Raw genomic sequence first — 18,890 nt, forward strand, 5'->3', positions numbered from 1 at the left:
AGCGCACACACGGTGGACTCTCAGCGCGCATCCAGGTCACCGGGACCAAATCGCCGCCGCCGGCGGTTACCACTGATGACGCCGCAGCCAGCCGCGTCGAGATGCGAGAGGAACCGACATGAGCGACTACCGCAAGACACCCGAGGCGATCGAGAGCCTCACCGAGACGCAGTACCGCGTCACCCAGCGCGACGGAACGGAGCCCGCCTTCGCAAACGCCTACTGGGACAACCACGACGCGGGCATCTACGTCGACGTCGTATCGGGGCAGCCGCTGTTCGCCTCGACGGACAAGTACGACAGCGGCACCGGATGGCCGAGCTTCACGCGGCCGATCGACGACGATGCCGTCCGCACGCGCACCGATTGGAAGCTTCTGATGCCGCGCACGGAGGTGCGCTCGTCATCGGCGGACAGCCACCTCGGGCACGTCTTCCGAGACGGCCCACAGGACGAGGGCGGGCTGAGATACTGCATGAATTCGGCCGCGCTGCGCTTCGTGCCGCTCGCGGAGCTCGACGATCAAGGCTATGGCGCCTACCGCTCGCTGTTCGACGCCAGCACCACCGACCACACCGAGGAGAACGTCGCATGACCACCGACAACGGAACCATCACCGCCGTCCCCGGCCTCGAGACCGCTGTGCTCGCAGGCGGTTGCTTCTGGGGTATGCAGGATCTCATCCGCCGACAGCCGGGGGTCGTGCAGACCCGCGTCGGATACACGGGCGGGGACAACGAGCACGCCACATATCGCAACCACCCCGGGCACGCCGAGGCGGTGGAGATCGTGTTCGACCCTGCGAAGACCTCGTTCCGAGACATCCTGGCCTTCTTCTTCCAGATCCACGATCCGTCGACACTGAACCGTCAGGGCAACGACATCGGCACCAGCTATCGGTCGGCGATCTTCCCGGTGAATCCGGAGCAGGAGCGCGTCGCACGAGACACGATCGCCGACGTCGACGCATCGGGCCTGTGGCCGGGCAAGGCCGTCACGACGATCGAGGAGTCAGGTCCGTTCTGGGAGGCTGAGCCCGAGCACCAGGACTACCTCCTCCGGATCCCGAACGGATACACCTGCCACTTCCCGCGACGCGGCTGGGTGCTCCCGAAGCGCTCAGAGGCCACGGCCTGATCCATACCGATCCGACATGCGGGCCGGATGTCGCCGCCGAGGCGCGTCCGGCCCGCACGTCGTTCAGTCCTCCTCGCGCTCGTCGTCGTCGGGCGCGGGCGTGTCGGGTGAGGGCAGGGGCGGTTGCGTGCCGCCGCCGGCCGCGGGTGGTGCGGGGGGAAGGGTGTCGCTCTCACCCGCGGCAAGTCGCGTCTTATCCTCCGCGGTGAGGTGTTCTCGTTCGCTCATGTCCTCACGCTACGAATCGCGCCGCCGCGACGCACCCGCTTGACAATCTGTGCGACGGTGGAGTGTCCGCGGCACGGACGCATGCTCCATGGCCGAAAAACCACCGAAGGGATCAGCAACGGTGAGCAGATACGACGACATCACCGAAGCGGACCTGCGCGCCGCGGGCAGCATGAAGTGGACCGCCTACCCCGGAAAGACGGGTGCGTGGGTCGCGGAGATGGACTTCGGCGTCGCGCCGGCGATCCAGGAGGCGCTCAGCTCGGCCGCAGCTCGCGGACTCACCGGGTACCTCCCGCCGTGGCTCACCGCCGACCTCGCCCGGGCGACAGCCGACTGGTACGCGAGTCGCTTCGGATGGGAGATCCCGGTGGGGCGGATCCACCCCGTTCCGGATGTGATCGCCGCTTTCGAGTCGACCATCGAGCACTTCACGCCCGAGGGGTCCGCGGTGATCGTCCCCACGCCGGCCTACATGCCGTTTCTGTTCGTGCCGCAGATGCACGGGCGCGACGTCATCCAGGTGCCGAGCGTCGAACGCGACGGGCGCATGACGATGGACCTGGACGCGATCGGTCGAGCCTTCGACGACGGGGCCGGACTGCTGGTCCTGTGCAACCCGCACAACCCGCTGGGGACGGTGTTCACGCGCGATGAGCTCAACGCGGTGGCGGCCGTCGTCGATGCGAAGGGCGGTCGAGTCTTCGCCGATGAGATCCACGCGCCGCTCGTGTTCGACGGCGCGCAGCACATCCCCTACGCGTCCGTGTCCGACACGGCCGCTTCGCACACCATCACGGCAGCGTCAGCGTCGAAGGCCTTCAATCTGGCCGGGCTCAAGTGCGCGCAGCTGATCGTCTCCAACGACGCCGATGCGGCCCTCTGGGCGGAGCACGCGATGTGGTCCGGGCACGGCACCTCAACGCTCGGCGTCGTGGCGAATGTCGCGGCATACACCGACGGCGCGGTCTGGCTGGCGGAAACCGTCGGCTACCTCGACGGCAACCGACACGCTCTCGTCGAGTTGCTCGCCGAGCACGCACCCCGGGCGCGGGTGACGATGCCGGAGGGCACCTACATCGCGCTCATCGACTTCCGCGCCTACGACCTGGAGGGCGATCTCGGAGAGTGGTTCCGCGCACACGCCGACGTCGCGCTCACGGACGGCGCCGCGTGCGGAGACGCGGCCATCGGACACGCCCGCATGATCTTCGCCCTGCCGCGGCCGATCCTCGAAGACGCGATACGCCGGATCGGCGCCGCCTTGGCACGCCACGAGCGAGGCCGGGCGGAGCGCTCCCCCGCCGCGTGACCGCGCGCTCCGATGTCCCGGTCACGGACAGACGCGCAGGGTGCGGTCTTCGAACGACACGATGTCTCCGACCTGCAGCTGGCGACCCCGCCGACGATCGACGTCGCCGTTGACGGTCACGAAGCCGTCGATGATGGCTTCCTTCACGTCGCCGCCCGAGTCGAGGAGCCCGGCGAACTTGACGAACTGACCGAGCCGGATGCCGTCGCCGCCGATGGGGACGTCTTCGATCCGCGCGGGGGTGTCCATGCCCGTATTTTAGCGATCGCTCCCCCGGCTACGCAGACGCGCGACGCTTGCGCATCTGCGCGAGCGGCATGTTCAGCCGGGGATTGCCGGTCAGCTGATCCTCGTGCTCATCGAGGAACGCCCAGTAGGCATCGGTGAAGACGGAATCACGCGCGGCTTTGTCGCCGGACCACCATGACCCCATCCGCTGCAGATACGCTCCGCCCGAGATGTACGGCTTCGTGGCGACCCGGCCACCGTCGGCGTACTGACTCATGCCCTGGACGTTCGGGACCATCACCCACTCATACGCGTCGACGAAGAGGCTCGAGAACCATTCGTACACCTCTCGCGGGGCGTAACCCTGGAGCAGGAACCAGTTGCCGAGCACCATCAGCCGCTCGATATGGTGCGCATACCCGTGACGGACGACGCGCGCAAGCACGGTACGGACCGGAGTCGGCAGGTCCTCCGGTACTCCCTCGCCGGTGTACCACCAGTCCTCGAGAGGCCGTCGCAGTGCGAAGTGATTCGCGTGCATCAGCTCCGGCCAGGCACGGTATGCCCCGCGCATGTACTCGCGCCAGCCGATCACCTGCCTCACGAAGCCTTCGAGCGAGGCCAGCGGCACCTGGTCGCGACGCCCGACGGCAGCACGCACCACCTCATCGACGGTCAGGAGGCCGACGTTCATCAGGGGGCTGAGCACGCCGTGGAAGAGGAACGGCTCATCGGCGGCCATCGCGTCTTCGTATCGGCCGAAGGACGCGAGCCGCTCGGTGACGAACACATCCAGCCACGCGCGCGATGACTCGGGTGTCACCGGCAGCCAGAACGCGGTGGGGTCGCCCGGCGCACCCGGAAAGTGTCGCCCGACGTCCTCGATCGCGCCCGCGGTGATGTCGTCCGCCTCAGCGACCGGTAGCGGCGGGATCTCGACGCCGCCCTTCGGGAGCGGCTCGCGATTCTCCGCGTCGAAGTTCCACCGCCTGCCGGCCGGCTTGCCGCCGTCCATGAGGATGCCGGTGCGCCGACGCTGCCACCGATAGAAGTCCTCCATGCGGGCGCCGTCGTGCTCCGCGAACCAGCGGTCGATCTCCTCCGCCGGGGTGAGGAAGAGGGCGTCGTCGTAGACGCGCGTGGCGATGCCCTCTTCGTCGCAGATGCGGCGGATGCGACCGTCGACGCCGCGATCGGTCGCACTCATCCAGGCGAGCCCGTCGACACCGAACTCTCGGATGAGGCGGCGCAGCGCGTCCGCGAATCCCCTGCCCTCGCCGAGGGGAACCCGCCCGACCCTTCGCCCGTCCGCCTCGAGCCGAGACGACGCCTGACGCATACCCGCGAGGATCAGCACCCGCTTGTGCGCGTGATAGCGCCGTTTGACGAACGACGACCGCGCCTCGATGAAGAAGAACACGTCGATGTCGTCGTCGGCATACGCCGGATGATCGGCGAACAGCTGGGTGCCGAGGATCAATGCGGCCTTCACGATGCCTTGGCCTCGCTCACCGGCTGACAGGGATAGAGCGTCGCGACCGCGTCGCGGTACATGTCGGAGGTGTTCGGGTCCCCCTCGCCGTCGATCATCGCGTAGCGGCGGGGCGGAATGTCGACATCGTCGAACACGCCGCGCCGCGCAGCGTAGCCCGGGAGTTCTTTCTTGAGGTCGATCTTCACCCTCGACTCACTTCTCCCCTTCGCCGGTCACCACCCGAGAGAACCCGGCACGCCCTTGAACGGACCCACCACGTCCGGGGTGATCCATCCGCCGTAGAAGTTCCCGTGCTGCGGGCGCACCAGAACGCCGCCGATCTCGCACCGATCCATGCTCTCGGCGTACACCGCGACACGGTCGGCGAGCGTCTCGAACCCCGTCAGCGGAGACGGGTAGTTCCACGCCGCACGAGGGCGGGTCTGCCCGCCGCCGTGGACGTCGAAATAGCGTGCGCGCCCTTTGAACTCGCAGGCCGAGGCTCCTTCGCCCCGCGTGAGGGCGCCAGGAGCGAAAGCAGCGAGAGGCAGGTAGTACGTCGGCGGATGACTCGTCTCGAGCACGCGCACCACGTCGTCGGTGTCGACGATCACGTCGCCGCCGAGCGTGATCACCGCGCGGCGGTCGACGCGTTCCACGCGGGGTGGCCGGGGGTAATCCCAAACGGACTCCTGTCCCGGACCGACCGGATCGGGCTGAGGGTGACGCATGATTCCAGGGTAGGACTCCGTGCGCCACCCGGCGCTGCCGTCGACTCCGTGCTCATAGGCTCGGGCCGTGGACACGACGGAGGTCATCGTCATCGGCGCAGGCATCGCCGGTCTGCGCTGTGCGCTCGCGCTCGCCGAGGCAGGACGCGACGTCGTCGTCGTCGAGGCCGGTTCACGAGTGGGCGGCCGTCAGCGCACGGATCGGGTCGACGGGTTCCTCCTGGACCGCGGGTTCCAGGTGCTCAACCCGGCGTACCCCGCCGTTCGCCGCGACGTCGATGTGGCGGCCCTGAAGCTCTGCTCATTCCCGGTCGCGGTGCGCGTTCGACTCGATGACAGGACGGTGGAGCTCGCACATCCGGTGCGCCACCCCGTCCGACTTCCCGCGACGCTCGCGAGCGGACTGATCACGCCTCGCGAACTCGCTGCGCTCACGCGGTGGGCCGCTCCCACGATCGTCGCACCGCGTCGCACGGTCGCCGGGAGCGACGCGTCCCTCTTCTCGGCGTGGGACGCCGCGCGCGTGCGCGGGCCGCTGCGTTCCCACGTGCTGGAGCCTTTCCTCGCCGGAGTGATCGCGGATGACACCGGCACCACTTCTGACGCCTTCGTGCGGCTCCTCGTGCGCATGTTCGTGCTCGGGCGCCCGGGCCTTCCCGCGGACGGCATCCAGACTCTCCCCCACCAGCTCGCCCGGCGCGTCACCGACGCCGGCGGACGCATCCGGCTGTCCCATCGCGCTTCGCGTATCGATCGCGCGTCGGGTCGCATGCGCGTCGAGATCGACGGAGCAGGCCCGGTCATCGCGGAGACGGTCGTCGTCGCGGTGGGTCCAGAGGCGGTCTCCGACCTCATCGATGTGAGCCGCCCTCGCACGCGTGGACTTCAGACCTGGTGGTTCGACGCGTCCGCTGCGCCGCCGTCATCGGCCGCCGTCCACGTCGACGGGCGACGATCCGGCCCCATCGTCAACACCGTGGTGATGTCGCACACCGTCGCGACGTACGCCCCTCCCGGCAAGCACCTCGTCCAGGCGACGTGCCTGCTCTCGGAGACCTGCGCCCCCGACGAGCGAGAGGTCCGCCGGCACCTCGAGGAGATCTGGGGCCCCCGGGCGGGCGACTGGTCGGTCCTGCGCCGGGACGACATCGCCCACGCTCTTCCGGCACAGGCAGCGCCGCTTCGCGTCGACTCGCCGACACGGATCGCAGAGGGCGTGTTCGTCGCGGGCGATCACCGGGACACCGCATCGATTCAGGGCGCCCTCGTGTCGGGAAGGCGGGCGGCGCGAGCAATACTGTCGCCCTAGCGACGCGGCGCGAGATCGGGGCCGACCGCCTCGCGCTCGTCGAAGACGAAGCAGTCTCCGTCCCAGTGGGCTCCCCCGACGTGCTCGAAGTAGCCCAGGACACCGCCATCGAGCTGAAACGCCTCGACACCCTGCTCGCGAAGGTGGATCGCCGCCTTCTCGCATCGGATTCCGCCGGTGCAGTAACTGACGACGGTCTTGCCGACGAGACTCCCACGCGCCGCACTCGCCGCGTCGGGGAACTGCGTGAAGCGCTCGATGCGCCAGTCGATCGCCCCCGCAAAACGGCCGTAGTCCACTTCGAAGCCGTTGCGCGTGTCGAGCATCACGACTTCTCGGCCTTGATCGTCCACCCCGTCATCCAGCCACCGCTTGAGGGTCTGCGGCGACACAACGGGAGCGCGCCCGCCCTCCGGCCGGATTGCCGGTCGGTCCATGCGGATGATCTCGCGCTTGATCTTGACGACCATCTTCCGAAAGGGCTGCTCGCGCGACCAGCTCTCCTTCGCCGTCAGGTTTGCGAACGCCTCCTCCGATCGCAGAACGTCGAGGATGCCGCGAACCGCCGCGGCGTCTCCCGCGAGGAAGAGGTTGATGCCCTCCGCGGCGAGGATGATGGTGCCCCGAACCCCGGCGGCGACCGCACGCGCGCGAAGGCGCTCGCGCCGCTCCTCGAGACCGTCCAGCGCGGTGAAGAGGTAGGCGCTGACGTTCAGCACGGATGACACGCTCCCAGGCTACGCGGTCGGCACGCTCGCGCAGCTTCGCACGGAGGATCACCATGGACGCCATCTACACCGCCGAGGCCCTCGCGACGGGAGAAGGACGGGCGGGAGCCGTCAGAACACGCGACGGTCACGTCGACATGGACCTGCGCATCCCCCGTGAGATGGGTGGGCCCGGCGGCGGGGCCAATCCCGAAGCGCTCTTCGCCGCCGGATACGCCGCATGCTTCCACAGTGCGCTCCAGGCGGCCGCCCGCGCACAGAAGGTGACTCTCGAGGACACGAGCGTCGGATCACGCTTCGACGAGCCGCCCCGCTATCGGTGGCGGGCAACCGTGTCAACCGCGATCACGTGTCTCGGCACGCTGGATAGCGTGGCGGCACACCTCGCCAAGGAGTCACCGTGTTCCAGCGTCGCCCGCACCACCGCATCACCGTCTCGGTCGTCATCCCGGTGAAGGACGATGCCGCTCACCTGGACCGGTGCCTGCAAAGCATCGCTCGGCAGAGCCTCGCCGTCGACGAGGTCGTCGTCGTCGACAACGGCTCGGTGGATGACTCCGCCGACGTCGCGCGACGTCACGGCGCCCGGGTCGTGTCTTGCGCGCACCCCGGGGTGGCCGCGGCCGCGTCCGCGGGCTACGACGCAGCTCTCGGCGACGTGATCCTCCGCCTCGACGCGGACTGCGCGCCGGGCCCCGGATGGGCGCGGACGATGACCGAGGCGCTGCACGAAGAGCAGAACGTCGGTGCCGTCTTCGGCGGTGCGAGCTTCCACGACGGGCCTCGGTGGCTTCGCCGCCCGCTCGCGGGCGCCTATCTGAGCGCATACGTGCTGGTGGTGGGCGCCGCGCTCGGCCACTGGCCCCTCTTCGGCTCGAACCTCGCCATGCGCTCCGAAGCGTGGCGGGCGGTGAGCGCATCGGTGCACCGAACCCGAGCGGACACGCATGACGACATCGACCTCGCCTTCCACATCGGCGAGCGGCATCGCATCGTGGCCGTCGGCGCGGAGCACATGACCATCTCGATGCGTCCGTTCGCCGATGCTCGGCTGTTCGCCGCGCGGGTCCGCAGGGGGTTCCGCACCGTCGTGATGCACTGGCCGCAGGACTTCCCCCCGATTCGGTGGGACCGTCGCCTGCTGCGGCGCCTGCGTCGCCGCAGCGTCGCGCGCCGCGCTCGACCCGACCATCACCTCGCTGCCTGATGCGCGCCGCCGCTCTCATCGGGGTCGCCACAGCCCCCGCGCTGCACGTGATGACGTTCAATGTGCGGCGCCGGCTGCCGCTGTCGATCCGACGGGCGGACCGGTGGACCGGTCGCCGCCGGGCCGTGGACGCGCTCCTCACCCTCGAACAGCCGACCGTGCTCGGCGTGCAGGAGGCGATGCCCGGTCAGGCCGACGCCGTCGCCGATGCGCTCGGTGCTCGGTATCGCCGGCTCGGCCATGGTCGCGACAGCCGCGGTCGCGGCGAGGGGTGCCCGCTGTTCTGGGATGCCGAGCGGCTCGAACTCCTGTCCGGCACACAGCTCGCACTGTCACCCACTCCGGCGGTGGCGGGGTCGCGCGGGTGGGGCAACCCGGTACCGCGCGTCGCCGTTCTCGCGCGGCTGCGGGATCGGCTCACCTCGCGGGAGCTCACGGTCGTGAACACGCACCTCGACGTGTTCTCGCGCCGCTCCCGCCTGCACGCCGCCCGCTGGTTGCGGGGGGTGCTCACGACCGGAACCCCTGCCGGGATCATCCTCGGTGATATGAACGCCCGTCCGGATTCCGCCACCGCGCGTGAGCTCTGGGCCGGCGGTCTGCGGGATGCGTGGCCCGCTGCGGACGTGCGCCTCACCCCCGAATGGGCGACGTTCGCCGACTACCGCGCACCACGACGCGGCGCGCGCATCGATTGGATCGGTGTGACCTCAGGGGTGCAGGTGGATGCGATCGGCATCAACGCCTTCCGCACGGATGTCGGGTGGCCCTCCGATCACCTGCCGGTGCAGGCGCGGGTGCGCGTGCGCTCATGAGCACGCTGGCACGGAACTTTCTGCGGCCACCCCGCGGCGCCCTGGGCGTCGCGGCCGATGGCGTGCGGGCGCTCGGACTCGTCAGTGTCGTCGCCGCGGGGGTGCTGTACGAACCGACGGATGCCGGCATTCTGGCTTTCACGCTGCCCGGCCTCATGATCCCGCGCTTCCTCGCACTCCGCCCGACAGTCGACCTCGTCTTCGGGCTCGTGCTCCTCACCGCCGCGTGGAGCAACGTGTACGACCTCTACACCACGCTCGCGGCGTGGGATCTGGTGGTCCACTTCCTGGCCACCGGTGTTCTGTCCGTCGCCGTCTACCTCTTGCTCGGCCATGCCGGGGTGCTCCCGCGAACTGTGGGACCCGGTCGTCCGCGGCGCGCGCCACTCGTGCTCGCCCCTGTCCTCGGGCTCGCGATCAGTGCCCTGTGGGAGATGGTCGAGTGGGCGGGCCGGGAGTTCATCACGGACACGATCTTCGTGACCTATGCCGACACGATCGGCGACATGGCGATCGGCGCTCTCGGTGCAGCCGTGGCGGGAGTGGCGCTGGCCTTCCTGAGACTCGAGGATGATCCGCGCCCGGCCACGTGAGCGGAGCCGTCAGACACGGCCGCGCAGGATGAGGTTCCAGTACACCCACGGCAAGAGATAGCGGTCCGCGATCCAGGCGAGGCGGTTCTCCCGGTACATCTGCGGCAGGAACGAGATCGTGGGGTCGGGGCGACCATCGGGATCGAACTCCGCCCAGACGACACTCGATCGCGACACCGTCAGCGGGCAGACACCGTAGCCGTCGTATCGGCGCGTGGGCTCCTGGCCGCGCAGCACCGCCGCGAGGTTCTCCGCCACGACGAACGTCTGCTTGCGCAGCGCGCCGCCGGACTTGGAGTTCGTCGTGCCGGCCGCATCCCCGATCGCCCAGACGTTGTCGAACCGGCGATGCCGCAGCGTTTCGGGATCCACCTCGACGAAACCTCCGGCATCGTGCTCGGCGGCCAGACCGGCCGCCGAGATCCACACCGGCGCCGACTGCGGCGGCACGACGTTCAGAACGTCGTACCGCACCTCCTCGGCGTCGGTCTCGCCGATGCGTCCGATCGCGACCTCCCGCTCGGCCCCCCTGACGGCCCGGACCTCGCTCGCGGTGCGCACCTCGATGCCGAACTCCGCGATGACACGTTCGAGCTCCGCGTCGATGTGGGCAAGACCGAAGACCGTCTCCTCCGGCACCACCAGCACGACCCGGATGTCACCGAGGCACCCGAGGGCACGCCAGTGGGCACACGCCTGGTACATCGGCTTCTGCGCGGCTCCGGAGCAGGAAGCCGGTCCGGGCGGCTGCGTGAACACGACCGTCCCCGATCGCATGTCGCGAAGCAGGGCCGAGAGCTTCACCGCCCCGTCGAGCTCGTAATGCGAGGTGACCTCGGGCGTGTCGAGGGCTTCCGCGAGTCCGGCCACGTCGGTCCAGTCCTTCACCATTCCCGGGCTGAGGACGAGATGGTCGTATCCGAGCACATCACCGCCGGATGTGGTGACGGTGCGAGCTGCGGGATCGACGGCCTCGACCGCATCACGCACCCAGCGCACCCCTTTCGGCATCACGTCGGCTTGCGGGCGCGACGTCTGCGACGCGCGCGCCGTGCCACCGGCGACATGCGAGAACAAGGGCTGATACCGGTGCACCGTCTGCGGTTCGATGACGGCGATGTCGGAGACGCCGGCACGTCGCAGTCGTGCGGCGGCGGACACGCCCCCGTTTCCGCCGCCGACGATGATGACGCGGTGATGGGCAGCCTCGGCCCGAGTCTCGTGCGATGCCTCCGGCGAATCCATACGGGCCACGCTAGGGAACGTCTCGCGCCGACCTGCACCGGTTGCGGACCGGGCGGCGAGCAGCTAGCCGGCGCCGCGCGGGTCTCCGCCCCAGCGAGGGCGCAGCGAACCCGCAAGATTCTCCTGGGAATCGTCTGTCAACCCCCTCGGCTACCCGGGTCGACGCGCGCAAGATGGATATCGCCCTCGCAAGGAGCAGAAAGCCACACCCCGCATGACCATCGCGATGATGCCATCGTCAGAGCAGTACGTTCTGGTCGAACTCGAAGACGAGATTCGACTCATCCACGACACGCGGTACGCCGAGAATGACTCGCGCCGCCTCGTCGCGTTCGTGGAGCCCGCGCCGGATGACCGCGTAGCGGTCACCTGGCTGCGATCCCTGCCGCTTCGCACCAGCTTCCGCGACGCGACGTCTGCGCTCGAGGAGATCGAAGCGTGGACCGCCCTGGAGCGGGCCGGGGGCGCGGCTCCGCCCATCCCGATCGCCCACTACGCGCCTCGGCGCATCCGATCTTCGTCGCGGCGCATCACACGCGCCTGAGCGGTGGCGACGAGCTCGTGCTCGTCACGCGTGCCCTACCCCGTATTCGACGTCGTCGTCGTCATTCGCACCGTTCTCGCGCCGGCGCCGACGCCAGGTGAGGTCGACGAGCCCGACCAGCAAGGCGAGGGAGAGGAACACCGCCGCGGCGAGCATCCCGTAGGCGTAGGCATCGTGGAACACGACGATCTCGCTGGCCGTGCCCTCCTCGCGGAAGATCGTCGCGTAGAAGAACGACAGCGCGACCGCGGTGCCGATGGCCGTGCCGATGCGCTGGCCGAGCTGCCCGACCGAGCCGGCGAGACCGCCCTGCGTCACCGGGATGTCAGCGAGGGCGAGTGTCTGGTTGGGAGAGATGACGAGGCCCCCGCCCAGTCCGCCGACCACCATCGCCGCGGCCATGGCCCAGGGCGTGTACGGCAGCGGGACGAAGATCGCGACGACCACCAGGAGGGCGGTCGCCAGGAGCACGGCGCCCAGGCCCCACACGACGAGGGGTCTGCCGAACCGGTTGACGAGGTTGCCGCCCACCCAGGAACCGGCAGCGCTCGTGGCGGCGAACCCGATGGAGACCATGCCCGCGTAGACCGGCTCGAGACCGAGACCGTCCTGCAGGAAGAGGTTGGTGAGCAGGAACACCGACGGCAGAGCCGCGAAGTACGACGTCGCCAGCAGCGTGCCATTGCGATACGACCGCACCCGGAAGAGACGCAGCGGAACGAGCGGAGCCTTGCCGACGGACTCGTAGTGCCGCTCCCACAGCACGAACCCGCCGACGAAGAGCACGAAGGCGACGAGCAGCCACCATCGCAGGGGGTCGTCGTCGGGAGATCCCGTCGTGAACAGGAACGGGAACATGAGCGAGAGCACGGCGAGACCGAACAGCACCGTGCCGAACGGATCGAGCTCGAGCGGCCGGCGGGTTCGCCGGTGGAGGGGCGGCAGAAGCCAGATCGCGAGGGCGATGGCGATGAGACCCAGCGGCACGTTCATCCAGAAGATCCAGCGCCACCCGTCCTGCGCGCCGCCGAGAGCGATCGCCAGCCCGCCGATCGTCGGGCCGAGGGCCGTGGAGATGCCGATGATCGCTCCGAAGGCACCGAAGGCCTTGCCGCGCGCGGAGCCGCGGAACAGCTCCTGGATGATGCCGAGAACCTGGGGCATCTGAATGCCTGCGGCGACGCCCTGAATCAGGCGGGCGATCAGCAGCACGGTCATCGAGGGCGCAAGCGCACAGACGAGACTCATGACCGTGAACAGGCTCAGGCCGATGATGAACAGCGCGCGCCGCGATCGCTGATCACCCAGGCGTCCCGCCGGAACGAGCACGAGCCCGAAGGTCAGCACGTACCCCGACACGATCAGCCCGAGCTCCGTCGGCGCCGACCCGAACGCATCCTCGATCGAAGGCAGGGCGACGTTGACCTTCGTGAGGTCGAGGATCGTCAGAGCGGCGACCGATACGCATACCGCGAAGGCCCGCCACTGCGCTCGTGGTGAGGGGAGGGGGATGTCGGAGGTGGCCGGCGACGCTGTCTTCGACGTTTCGTTCCCGTTCGCCGTCTCATCACTCATCATCATCGCCAGGTTATCGCTACGCACCGCGCCACGGACCCGTCCGATGCTGATTGACTGGGGCCATGCGCGAGACGGCGATGTTCCCTCTCAGCAGCGTGCTGATGCCGTATATGCCGCTGCCGTTGCGCATCTTCGAGTCGAGATACCTCGTGATGCTCGGGCGCCTGCTCGACGACGACGATCCGCGGTTCGGGGTTGTCCTCATCGAGCGCGGACCGGAGGCCGGGGGCGGCGAGCAGCGGTTCTCGGTCGGCACGCTCGCGCGCGTCTCGCGCGTGGCGGCCCGGGAGGATGACCTGCAGCTCGTCGCCGTCGGGGGCGGCCGGTTCGAAGTCGAGCGGTGGCTCGACGACGACCCGTACCCGCGCGCGATCGTCCGGGAGCTGCCGATGCCGCCGTGGCGTGACGACCTCCTTCCGCTGCGCGAGCGCGCGGAGCAGACGGTGCGCCGGCTCCTGTCGATGTCGGCGCAGTTCGCAGAGCTGCCCTGGGATGCCGACATCGAGCTCGCCGACGATCCCGAGCACGCGTGCTGGCAGCTCGCGGGCATCGCCCCGCTCAGCACCCTCGACCACCTCGCCCTGCTTCAGGCCTCGTCGCTCGACCAGTTGCTCGCCGACCTCATCGCCCGCTGCGACGAGGCGGAACCCGTCTTGACGGCGGGAACGCCGGATGGGGCCTTCGGAGCCGAACTCGACCGGCTTCTCGATGACGTTGAGGGAGACGAGGAGTCCCCCGGACCCGCGGACGGCGACCGCTAGGACTCCGGCAGGCGCCGCATCCGTCGAACGCGCTGGACGATGCGCACGACAGCACGAGCCGGAACACCGATGATGCACGCGACCGTGCCCGACACCGACCGATCCAACGCCCCGAGCACGCTCTTCCGCTCCCACGCATCTCGGATGGCACCGCCCCGCGGGCGCGGCTGGGGGCGGTGCGCAAAGGCACCCGAACGGCGCGCCCCCGCGAGTTCCGCGAGCTGCCCCACCCAGGTGTCCTCTGCCGCCGGGTGGAAGTAGTTGTCTTCGAGCCAGCCGTCGACCGGCATCCGGAACGCGCGCGCGATGACCGCCGTCTCGCCTGCCAAGAGTCCGCTTCCCTCGAACACCGTATTGATGAGTTCGGGAGCGACGCCGAAGACATCGAGCGCGATCACCGGGGTGCCGTGGGCGACGGCCTCGATGGCGGCGGTCGAGCTGATCGTGACGAGCCCGGCGGCGGTAGCCAGCGCCGTGCTCATGGGCTCCGTCGAGACGACGAGGTTCGGCGGCGCGCCTCCCATCGACCGGATGAGGTCGGGATACTCATCGAACTCGCGGTGGGTCTGGCTCTCCCCCTTCGTCCCCCGGAGTTTGAGCACGACGCGCCGACTCGGGTCGGCTTGGGCTGCTCGGATCAGCAGAGCGGCGACGCGGCGACGCGCATCCCGCTCGCGGGGCACGATCGCCTGCGCCGCGAAGACGAGGTCCTGCCCGCCCGCCGTGGCCGTTCCCGGCTCGGCTGCGCGCGCGAAGGGCAGGCGGGCGAGAGCGAAGCGCTGGACAAACCCTTTCTCGGTCGCCAGAGCGGTGAATTCACGCACCTCACGATGGGAGTGCAGCACGAACACGTCACAGGATGCGCGGTAGACGAGAGCCTTCCGCGTGGCGGGCACCGAGATCCCCGGCAGACCGGTCGCGATGACGGACGACGGCACACATGTTCGCACGACACGCGCCAAGACCCGCACGAGCGGCCCGCGCGCGGCGAGCAGGACCACGTCGGGGTCCAGTTCGGCCAGCCGTGCCGGAAGGTCGTCGAACGAGACACGCCACACGTCGGTCAGTCCGCTCCCGGCGAGGGCCGAGCGCTGCTGCGCCTCACTGACCACGAGCGGCGTGTCGAGAACGAGCAGCCGACCGTCGACGGCGTCCGGTCGCGATCCCAGGAGCGCGGCCGCCCACTTCACGTACGAGTCGGTGTCGGCGACGGCGACGACGCGAAGCGGATCGGCTCTCACGCCGGAACGCGACGCAGCTTCGCCATCGGCGCGCGCTCGCCGTCGAACACCCGCTTCACGCCGTCGCCGAGGGCGGTCTCGATGATGCGGATGTCGCGGACGAGATGGTTCAGGCCGGTCGGCTCGAGCGATGCCGCGTGGTCGGAACCCCACATGGTGCGGTCGAGCGTGATGTGGCGCTCGACCGCCGTCGCGCCGAGTGCGACGGCCGCGAGGGAGATCTGCAGCCCGCGCTCGTGACCCGAGTAGCCCACGGGAACCCCGGGATAACGCTCGCGCAGGGCGGGGATCACCCGGAGGTTGGCCTCCTCGGGCTCCATCGGGTAGGTGGAGGTCGCGTGCAGGAGCACGAGATTGCCCGTCCCGAGCACCTCGACCGCCTGGTCGATCTGCTCCGACGTCGACATGCCCGTCGACAGGATGATCGGCTTGCCCGTCTCACGCAGCGCGACGAGAAGCTCGGTGTCGGTCAGCGATGCCGACGCCACCTTGTGCGCCGGAACGTGCAGGTCTTCGAGGAACTCCACGCTCGGCACATCCCACGGGGATGCGAACCAATCGACGCCCCGGAGCAGTGCGTGGTCGGCGATCGCCACGTACTCGTCACGCCCGAACTCGATCCGCTTGCGGTACTCGAAGTACGTCATGGTGCCCCACGGCGTCTCCCGGCGCACATCCCGCATGTGCTCGGGCGTCGAGATCTCCGGGGTGCGCTTCTGGAACTTGACCGCATTCGCGCCGGCGTCGGCGGCCACGTCGATCAGCTGTTTGGCGATCTCGACGTCGCCGTTGTGATTGAGGCCGATCTCCGCGATCACGTAGGTGGGCCGACCGCCCCCGATGACGTTCTTCCCGATCGTGACGGTCATGGCTTGCTCCTTGGTGGTTCTGCCTCGGACGAGGCGAGGATGGACTCCGACGAGGCGCCGCGCGCCGCGAGCACCCGTTCGGCGACTTCGCGCACGGCGCCCGCGCCGCCGGAGGACTGCAGCACGATGCGCGCGGCCGCGAGGACGAGGGGGTGCGAATCCGGTACGGCGATCGGCCACCCGACGAGTTCGAGGCAGACGAGATCGTTGACGTCGTTTCCGACGTAGGCGACGCGGTGAAGCGGGATGCCGCGCTCGGCAGCCCACGCCACGAGAGCGCTCGCCTTGTCGTCGAGACCCTGTTCGACGTCGACGCCGAGCTTGCGCGCACGAGCCGTGACGACGGGGTTGCGTTCGGTCGACAGGATGACGACAGGCACGCCGGCTCTGCGCAGCAACGACACTCCCATCCCGTCGGAGCGGCTGACGCGAACCAGTTCGGTGCCCTGCGCGTCGACGTATGCGCTGTCGTCGGTGTGGACGCCGTCGAAATCGGTCACGACCGCATCCACGTCGATCGGACCGTCGAGCGTCGTGGGAACGGTCGAGGGCAGACCAGATGCCGCCATCGCCCTCGCGACCTGGAGCTCCTGTGCCGTGTCGATCTCGATCGCGGTGCTCTCCGGCACCTCGGCGGCGCGCGTGACACCGAAGAAGCGGTGCTCGGCGGCACGGAAACCGTCGACATCGAGCACGTAGAACGCGCCGGTCTCGAGGTAGTGGGGCTCGCGGTCCTGGCGACGCGGACGGACGGCGGCATCGTGGTTGATACCGGAAGCGGCACCCGACGCATCCCGCCGCCAGAGGAACCCGTAGGTCTCGACAGCCGAGAACACGCTGTCGGCGAGCCCGGCGACGACGTCGGACACAGCGGAGTCGAGAGCGGCGGAGTCGATGAAAGGAGAGGTCGCCTGCAGGAACGCGAGGGTTCCGACGGGCGTTCCCTCCGCCGCGAGCACGTCGAGGGCGTGGAGCAGCGCGCTCTCACTCGTGGCGGTGTCGCCGGAGAGCTCGGCGGGCCGGTCGATGACCGCCGCGCCCCACTCGCGCGCGACCGCAGCGATGGCGGGGTCATCGGTCGAGACGACGACCAGGTCGATGGCGGGTGCCGCCTTCGCGGCGGCGACCGCACGCGCCACGAGCGGCACTCCCCCGACGCGGCGCAGGTTCTTGCCCGGCACTCCCTTCGAACCTCCGCGTGCAGGGATGACGGCGACGACGAGCGGACGCACCTCCCCCATCCGCGACGCGGCGATGCGGCTCACCGCACGGCCCGGCGACGATGACGCGCTCCGGGCTCGCGCGGACGCAGCACCGCCGCTGACCCCCGCAGCACGAGCGGAAGGGTCGTGGTGGTCGACGAGGCGAGCGTGAGCACGTCCAGTCGTTCGACCGCACCCGCGAGCACAAGCTCGATCGGAAGGTCGAGGCGTTCGACGAAGACGTCGGGAAGTCCGGCGACGTCGGCGAGCTGCTCGGCTGACTCGCGGCGATGCGGCAGGTAGGTCACCGGCGCGATCGACGCCTCGTGCGCAACCCAGTCGAGGTAGACGTCGCGATCGAGCAGACCGTCGTCGGGTCGCGCACTGCCGAGCACCACCCGCGACGTGCGGAAAAGGTGCGGGCGGGCGGTCTCGCGGGTGAACGCGAAGTCATGCCGGTGCACCGGCACGCCGATCTCGGCGAGGGCGTCGCGACGCTCGTAGCCGAGATCGAACGCCGTGAAGAAGTCGACGTCGCCGGCGAGCGCGCGCGAGACGACATGCGCATGCGCGAGCGGGCCGACACGCGTGGTCAGTCCTCGCTCGTCGTGACCCGGGCGGCGATAAGGACGACGCCCGGTGAGCGTATCGGCATAGGCGACGGTGTTGGCTCCGTCATCGAGGAACGTCACGCGGCGCGGCCGCAGCACCGTCGCCGCAAGCCGGAACTGGCCGGAGTATCCGTCGCCGACGAGCCAGTGCCGGTGACGTGCGAGCAGTCCCCACGGGATGCCGAGGTAGGGCTGGGGATCGACGAAACGCGCCCCGCGCGCGAGCAGCTCGTCGGCCGTCTCGGGCATCTGGGCCGTCAGGCGGCCCGCGAGAGCGATCGACTCCCCCTCGGCGTGAGCCCATTCCGCCGCGCCGATCAGTTGCAGCGGGGATTCCACCCACGCCAACGGTGCCAGCTCGCGAGCCACCCGACCTCCGCGCATCAAGGGGACGCGGAGTGCCCCGCGCCTGTCTCAACACGGTGAGCCCCGAGGTTGAACGACGCGCATGAGCGCCGTGTCCTCCACATGGCGCGCCGGTGAACGATCGGCGACGCGGGCTGTGGACAACCGCGCGCGACGCCTCGGGACCGCCGTTACGTTTGTGCAGTGATGAGCCATCTCGCCCGGACCCTCGCATCGACGCTCGCCGCGTTCGCCGTCGTCGGTGCCCTCGTCGGCTGCGCTCCGTCTTCCGAGCCGACGCCCACACCGACGGGATTCGCCTCCGAAGCGGAGGCCTTCGAGGCCGCCGAGGCGACCTATCGCGCCTACGTCGACGCCCTCAACGAGGTCGACCTGAGCGATCCGGAGACCTTTGAGCCCGTCTTCGCCCTCACAACAGGCGACTCGCTTGCCAACGAGAAGACCACACTCACTCGCATGCATGCAGACGGCTGGGAAGTAAGTGGAGCGACGACGATAAGTGAGATCCGTGGGAGCAGCTGGAGCGCAGACATCATTGAAATTCAGGTCTGCTCGAACGTGTCTGCAGTCGACGTGCGTGACTCATCCGGCAATTCCGTGGTACCCACGAACCGCCCTGATGAGTACTCCCTCAGCGTGATTCTGGAAGGCACGTCCTCAGAGAACTTGCTGATCGCGTCGAGTGAGACTGAAGCGAGCGAGATATGCGAC

General features: G+C 69.4%; 23 protein-coding genes. 11 read left to right on the plus strand and 12 right to left on the minus strand.

The annotated features are described in order from the left end of the window. Positions 1–118 precede the first annotated feature (118 nt). Entirely contained in the window at positions 119–595 is a 477-nt protein-coding gene (msrB, locus tag ACGG9C_RS14255; protein WP_390178761.1) for a peptide-methionine (R)-S-oxide reductase MsrB, read from the plus strand. After that, on the plus strand, positions 592–1,137 hold the full coding sequence (gene msrA / locus ACGG9C_RS14260) for a peptide-methionine (S)-S-oxide reductase MsrA (RefSeq protein WP_390178762.1): 546 nt from the start codon (positions 592–594) through the stop codon (positions 1,135–1,137). Before msrB ends, msrA begins: the two co-directional genes overlap by 4 nt. Before the next feature lie 63 nt (positions 1,138–1,200). Here the strand turns inward: msrA and ACGG9C_RS14265 are convergent, their stop codons facing one another. Next, positions 1,201–1,365: a hypothetical protein gene (locus ACGG9C_RS14265; protein ID WP_390178763.1), complete on the minus strand. Its 165-nt coding sequence runs from the start codon at positions 1,363–1,365 to the stop codon at positions 1,201–1,203. Positions 1,366–1,486: 121 nt separating this feature from the next. On the opposite strand from ACGG9C_RS14265, the gene ACGG9C_RS14270 reads away from it, so the two are divergent. Then, entirely contained in the window at positions 1,487–2,677 is a 1,191-nt protein-coding gene (locus tag ACGG9C_RS14270; RefSeq protein ID WP_390178764.1) for a MalY/PatB family protein, read from the plus strand. Positions 2,678–2,698: 21 nt separating this feature from the next. Here ACGG9C_RS14270 and ACGG9C_RS14275 read toward each other — a convergent pair whose 3' ends face one another. Genes ACGG9C_RS14275 through ACGG9C_RS14290 form a run of 4 tightly spaced genes read right to left on the minus strand, consistent with a single transcriptional unit; the run spans position 2,699 to position 5,110 of the window. Beyond that, entirely contained in the window at positions 2,699–2,926 is a 228-nt protein-coding gene (locus ACGG9C_RS14275; RefSeq protein ID WP_390178765.1) for an RNA-binding S4 domain-containing protein, read from the minus strand. 28 nt (positions 2,927–2,954) lie between these two features. Continuing rightward, positions 2,955–4,397 (minus strand): cryptochrome/photolyase family protein, encoded by a 1,443-nt coding sequence (locus tag ACGG9C_RS14280; protein ID WP_390178766.1) that lies wholly within the window; start codon positions 4,395–4,397, stop codon positions 2,955–2,957. Next, complete coding sequence (locus ACGG9C_RS14285; protein ID WP_390178767.1) at positions 4,394–4,585, minus strand: hypothetical protein; 192 nt, start codon at positions 4,583–4,585, stop codon at positions 4,394–4,396. The genes ACGG9C_RS14280 and ACGG9C_RS14285 overlap by 4 nt, the downstream gene beginning before the upstream one ends. Before the next feature lie 27 nt (positions 4,586–4,612). Continuing rightward, positions 4,613–5,110, minus strand: a complete 498-nt coding sequence (locus ACGG9C_RS14290; protein ID WP_390178768.1) for a DUF427 domain-containing protein — start codon at positions 5,108–5,110, stop codon at positions 4,613–4,615. A 67-nt stretch (positions 5,111–5,177) separates the two neighbouring features. Here ACGG9C_RS14290 and ACGG9C_RS14295 point away from each other — a divergent pair, with 67 nt between their 5' ends. Beyond that, positions 5,178–6,419 (plus strand): NAD(P)/FAD-dependent oxidoreductase, encoded by a 1,242-nt coding sequence (locus ACGG9C_RS14295; protein ID WP_390178769.1) that lies wholly within the window; start codon positions 5,178–5,180, stop codon positions 6,417–6,419. On the opposite strand, the gene ACGG9C_RS14300 is transcribed toward ACGG9C_RS14295, so the two are convergent. Next, the gene (locus ACGG9C_RS14300) at positions 6,416–7,147 is read right to left on the minus strand and encodes a sulfurtransferase (RefSeq protein ID WP_390178770.1); all 732 of its coding nucleotides are present in this window, start codon (positions 7,145–7,147) and stop codon (positions 6,416–6,418) included. The genes ACGG9C_RS14295 and ACGG9C_RS14300 overlap by 4 nt on opposite strands. Positions 7,148–7,200: 53 nt before the next feature. Here ACGG9C_RS14300 and ACGG9C_RS14305 point away from each other — a divergent pair, with 53 nt between their 5' ends. From ACGG9C_RS14305 to ACGG9C_RS14320, 4 genes are read left to right on the plus strand one after another with little or no spacing between them, the layout of a single operon-like run. Beyond that, on the plus strand, positions 7,201–7,602 hold the full coding sequence (locus tag ACGG9C_RS14305; protein ID WP_390178771.1) for an OsmC family protein: 402 nt from the start codon (positions 7,201–7,203) through the stop codon (positions 7,600–7,602). After that, entirely contained in the window at positions 7,548–8,354 is an 807-nt protein-coding gene (locus tag ACGG9C_RS14310; protein ID WP_390178772.1) for a glycosyltransferase family A protein, read from the plus strand. The genes ACGG9C_RS14305 and ACGG9C_RS14310 overlap by 55 nt, the downstream gene beginning before the upstream one ends. Continuing rightward, positions 8,354–9,169: an endonuclease/exonuclease/phosphatase family protein gene (locus ACGG9C_RS14315; protein ID WP_390178773.1), complete on the plus strand. Its 816-nt coding sequence runs from the start codon at positions 8,354–8,356 to the stop codon at positions 9,167–9,169. Before ACGG9C_RS14310 ends, ACGG9C_RS14315 begins: the two co-directional genes overlap by 1 nt. After that, positions 9,166–9,762 carry a hypothetical protein gene (locus ACGG9C_RS14320; RefSeq protein ID WP_390178774.1) on the plus strand — a complete coding sequence of 199 codons (597 nt, stop codon included), beginning with the start codon at positions 9,166–9,168 and terminating at the stop codon, positions 9,760–9,762. The genes ACGG9C_RS14315 and ACGG9C_RS14320 overlap by 4 nt, the downstream gene beginning before the upstream one ends. Positions 9,763–9,771: 9 nt before the next feature. Here ACGG9C_RS14320 and ACGG9C_RS14325 read toward each other — a convergent pair whose 3' ends face one another. Continuing rightward, entirely contained in the window at positions 9,772–11,007 is a 1,236-nt protein-coding gene (locus tag ACGG9C_RS14325) for an FAD/NAD(P)-binding oxidoreductase (RefSeq protein WP_390178775.1), read from the minus strand. 229 nt (positions 11,008–11,236) lie between these two features. On the opposite strand from ACGG9C_RS14325, the gene ACGG9C_RS14330 reads away from it, so the two are divergent. Further along, positions 11,237–11,551 (plus strand): hypothetical protein, encoded by a 315-nt coding sequence (locus ACGG9C_RS14330; RefSeq protein WP_071043759.1) that lies wholly within the window; start codon positions 11,237–11,239, stop codon positions 11,549–11,551. A 24-nt stretch (positions 11,552–11,575) separates the two neighbouring features. Here the strand turns inward: ACGG9C_RS14330 and ACGG9C_RS14335 are convergent, their stop codons facing one another. Then, entirely contained in the window at positions 11,576–13,126 is a 1,551-nt protein-coding gene (locus ACGG9C_RS14335) for an MFS transporter (protein ID WP_390178778.1), read from the minus strand. Positions 13,127–13,191: 65 nt separating this feature from the next. Here ACGG9C_RS14335 and ACGG9C_RS14340 point away from each other — a divergent pair, with 65 nt between their 5' ends. Further along, entirely contained in the window at positions 13,192–13,890 is a 699-nt protein-coding gene (locus ACGG9C_RS14340; RefSeq protein ID WP_228480752.1) for an LON peptidase substrate-binding domain-containing protein, read from the plus strand. Here the strand turns inward: ACGG9C_RS14340 and ACGG9C_RS14345 are convergent. From ACGG9C_RS14345 to ACGG9C_RS14360, 4 genes are read right to left on the minus strand one after another with little or no spacing between them, the layout of a single operon-like run. After that, positions 13,887–15,131 carry a DUF6716 putative glycosyltransferase gene (locus ACGG9C_RS14345; RefSeq protein WP_194383259.1) on the minus strand — a complete coding sequence of 415 codons (1,245 nt, stop codon included), beginning with the start codon at positions 15,129–15,131 and terminating at the stop codon, positions 13,887–13,889. The two genes, ACGG9C_RS14340 and ACGG9C_RS14345, sit on opposite strands and share 4 nt — an antisense overlap. After that, entirely contained in the window at positions 15,128–16,000 is an 873-nt protein-coding gene (locus ACGG9C_RS14350; protein ID WP_390178776.1) for an N-acetylneuraminate synthase family protein, read from the minus strand. Before ACGG9C_RS14350 ends, ACGG9C_RS14345 begins: the two co-directional genes overlap by 4 nt. Beyond that, positions 15,997–17,241, minus strand: coding sequence for an acylneuraminate cytidylyltransferase (locus ACGG9C_RS14355; protein WP_194385512.1), 1,245 nt, complete (start codon positions 17,239–17,241; stop codon positions 15,997–15,999). The genes ACGG9C_RS14350 and ACGG9C_RS14355 overlap by 4 nt, the downstream gene beginning before the upstream one ends. Before the next feature lie 20 nt (positions 17,242–17,261). Next, positions 17,262–18,182, minus strand: coding sequence for a hypothetical protein (locus tag ACGG9C_RS14360; protein WP_390178777.1), 921 nt, complete (start codon positions 18,180–18,182; stop codon positions 17,262–17,264). Positions 18,183–18,365: 183 nt separating this feature from the next. On the opposite strand from ACGG9C_RS14360, the gene ACGG9C_RS14365 reads away from it, so the two are divergent. Then, positions 18,366–18,890 (plus strand): hypothetical protein (locus ACGG9C_RS14365; protein ID WP_194383261.1); only part of this gene is annotated, 525 nt, incomplete at its 3' end.

It is taken from the genome of Microbacterium sp. MTN4-26 (assembly GCF_042846595.1).
GTDB classification, from domain to species: domain Bacteria; phylum Actinomycetota; class Actinomycetes; order Actinomycetales; family Microbacteriaceae; genus Microbacterium; species Microbacterium luteum.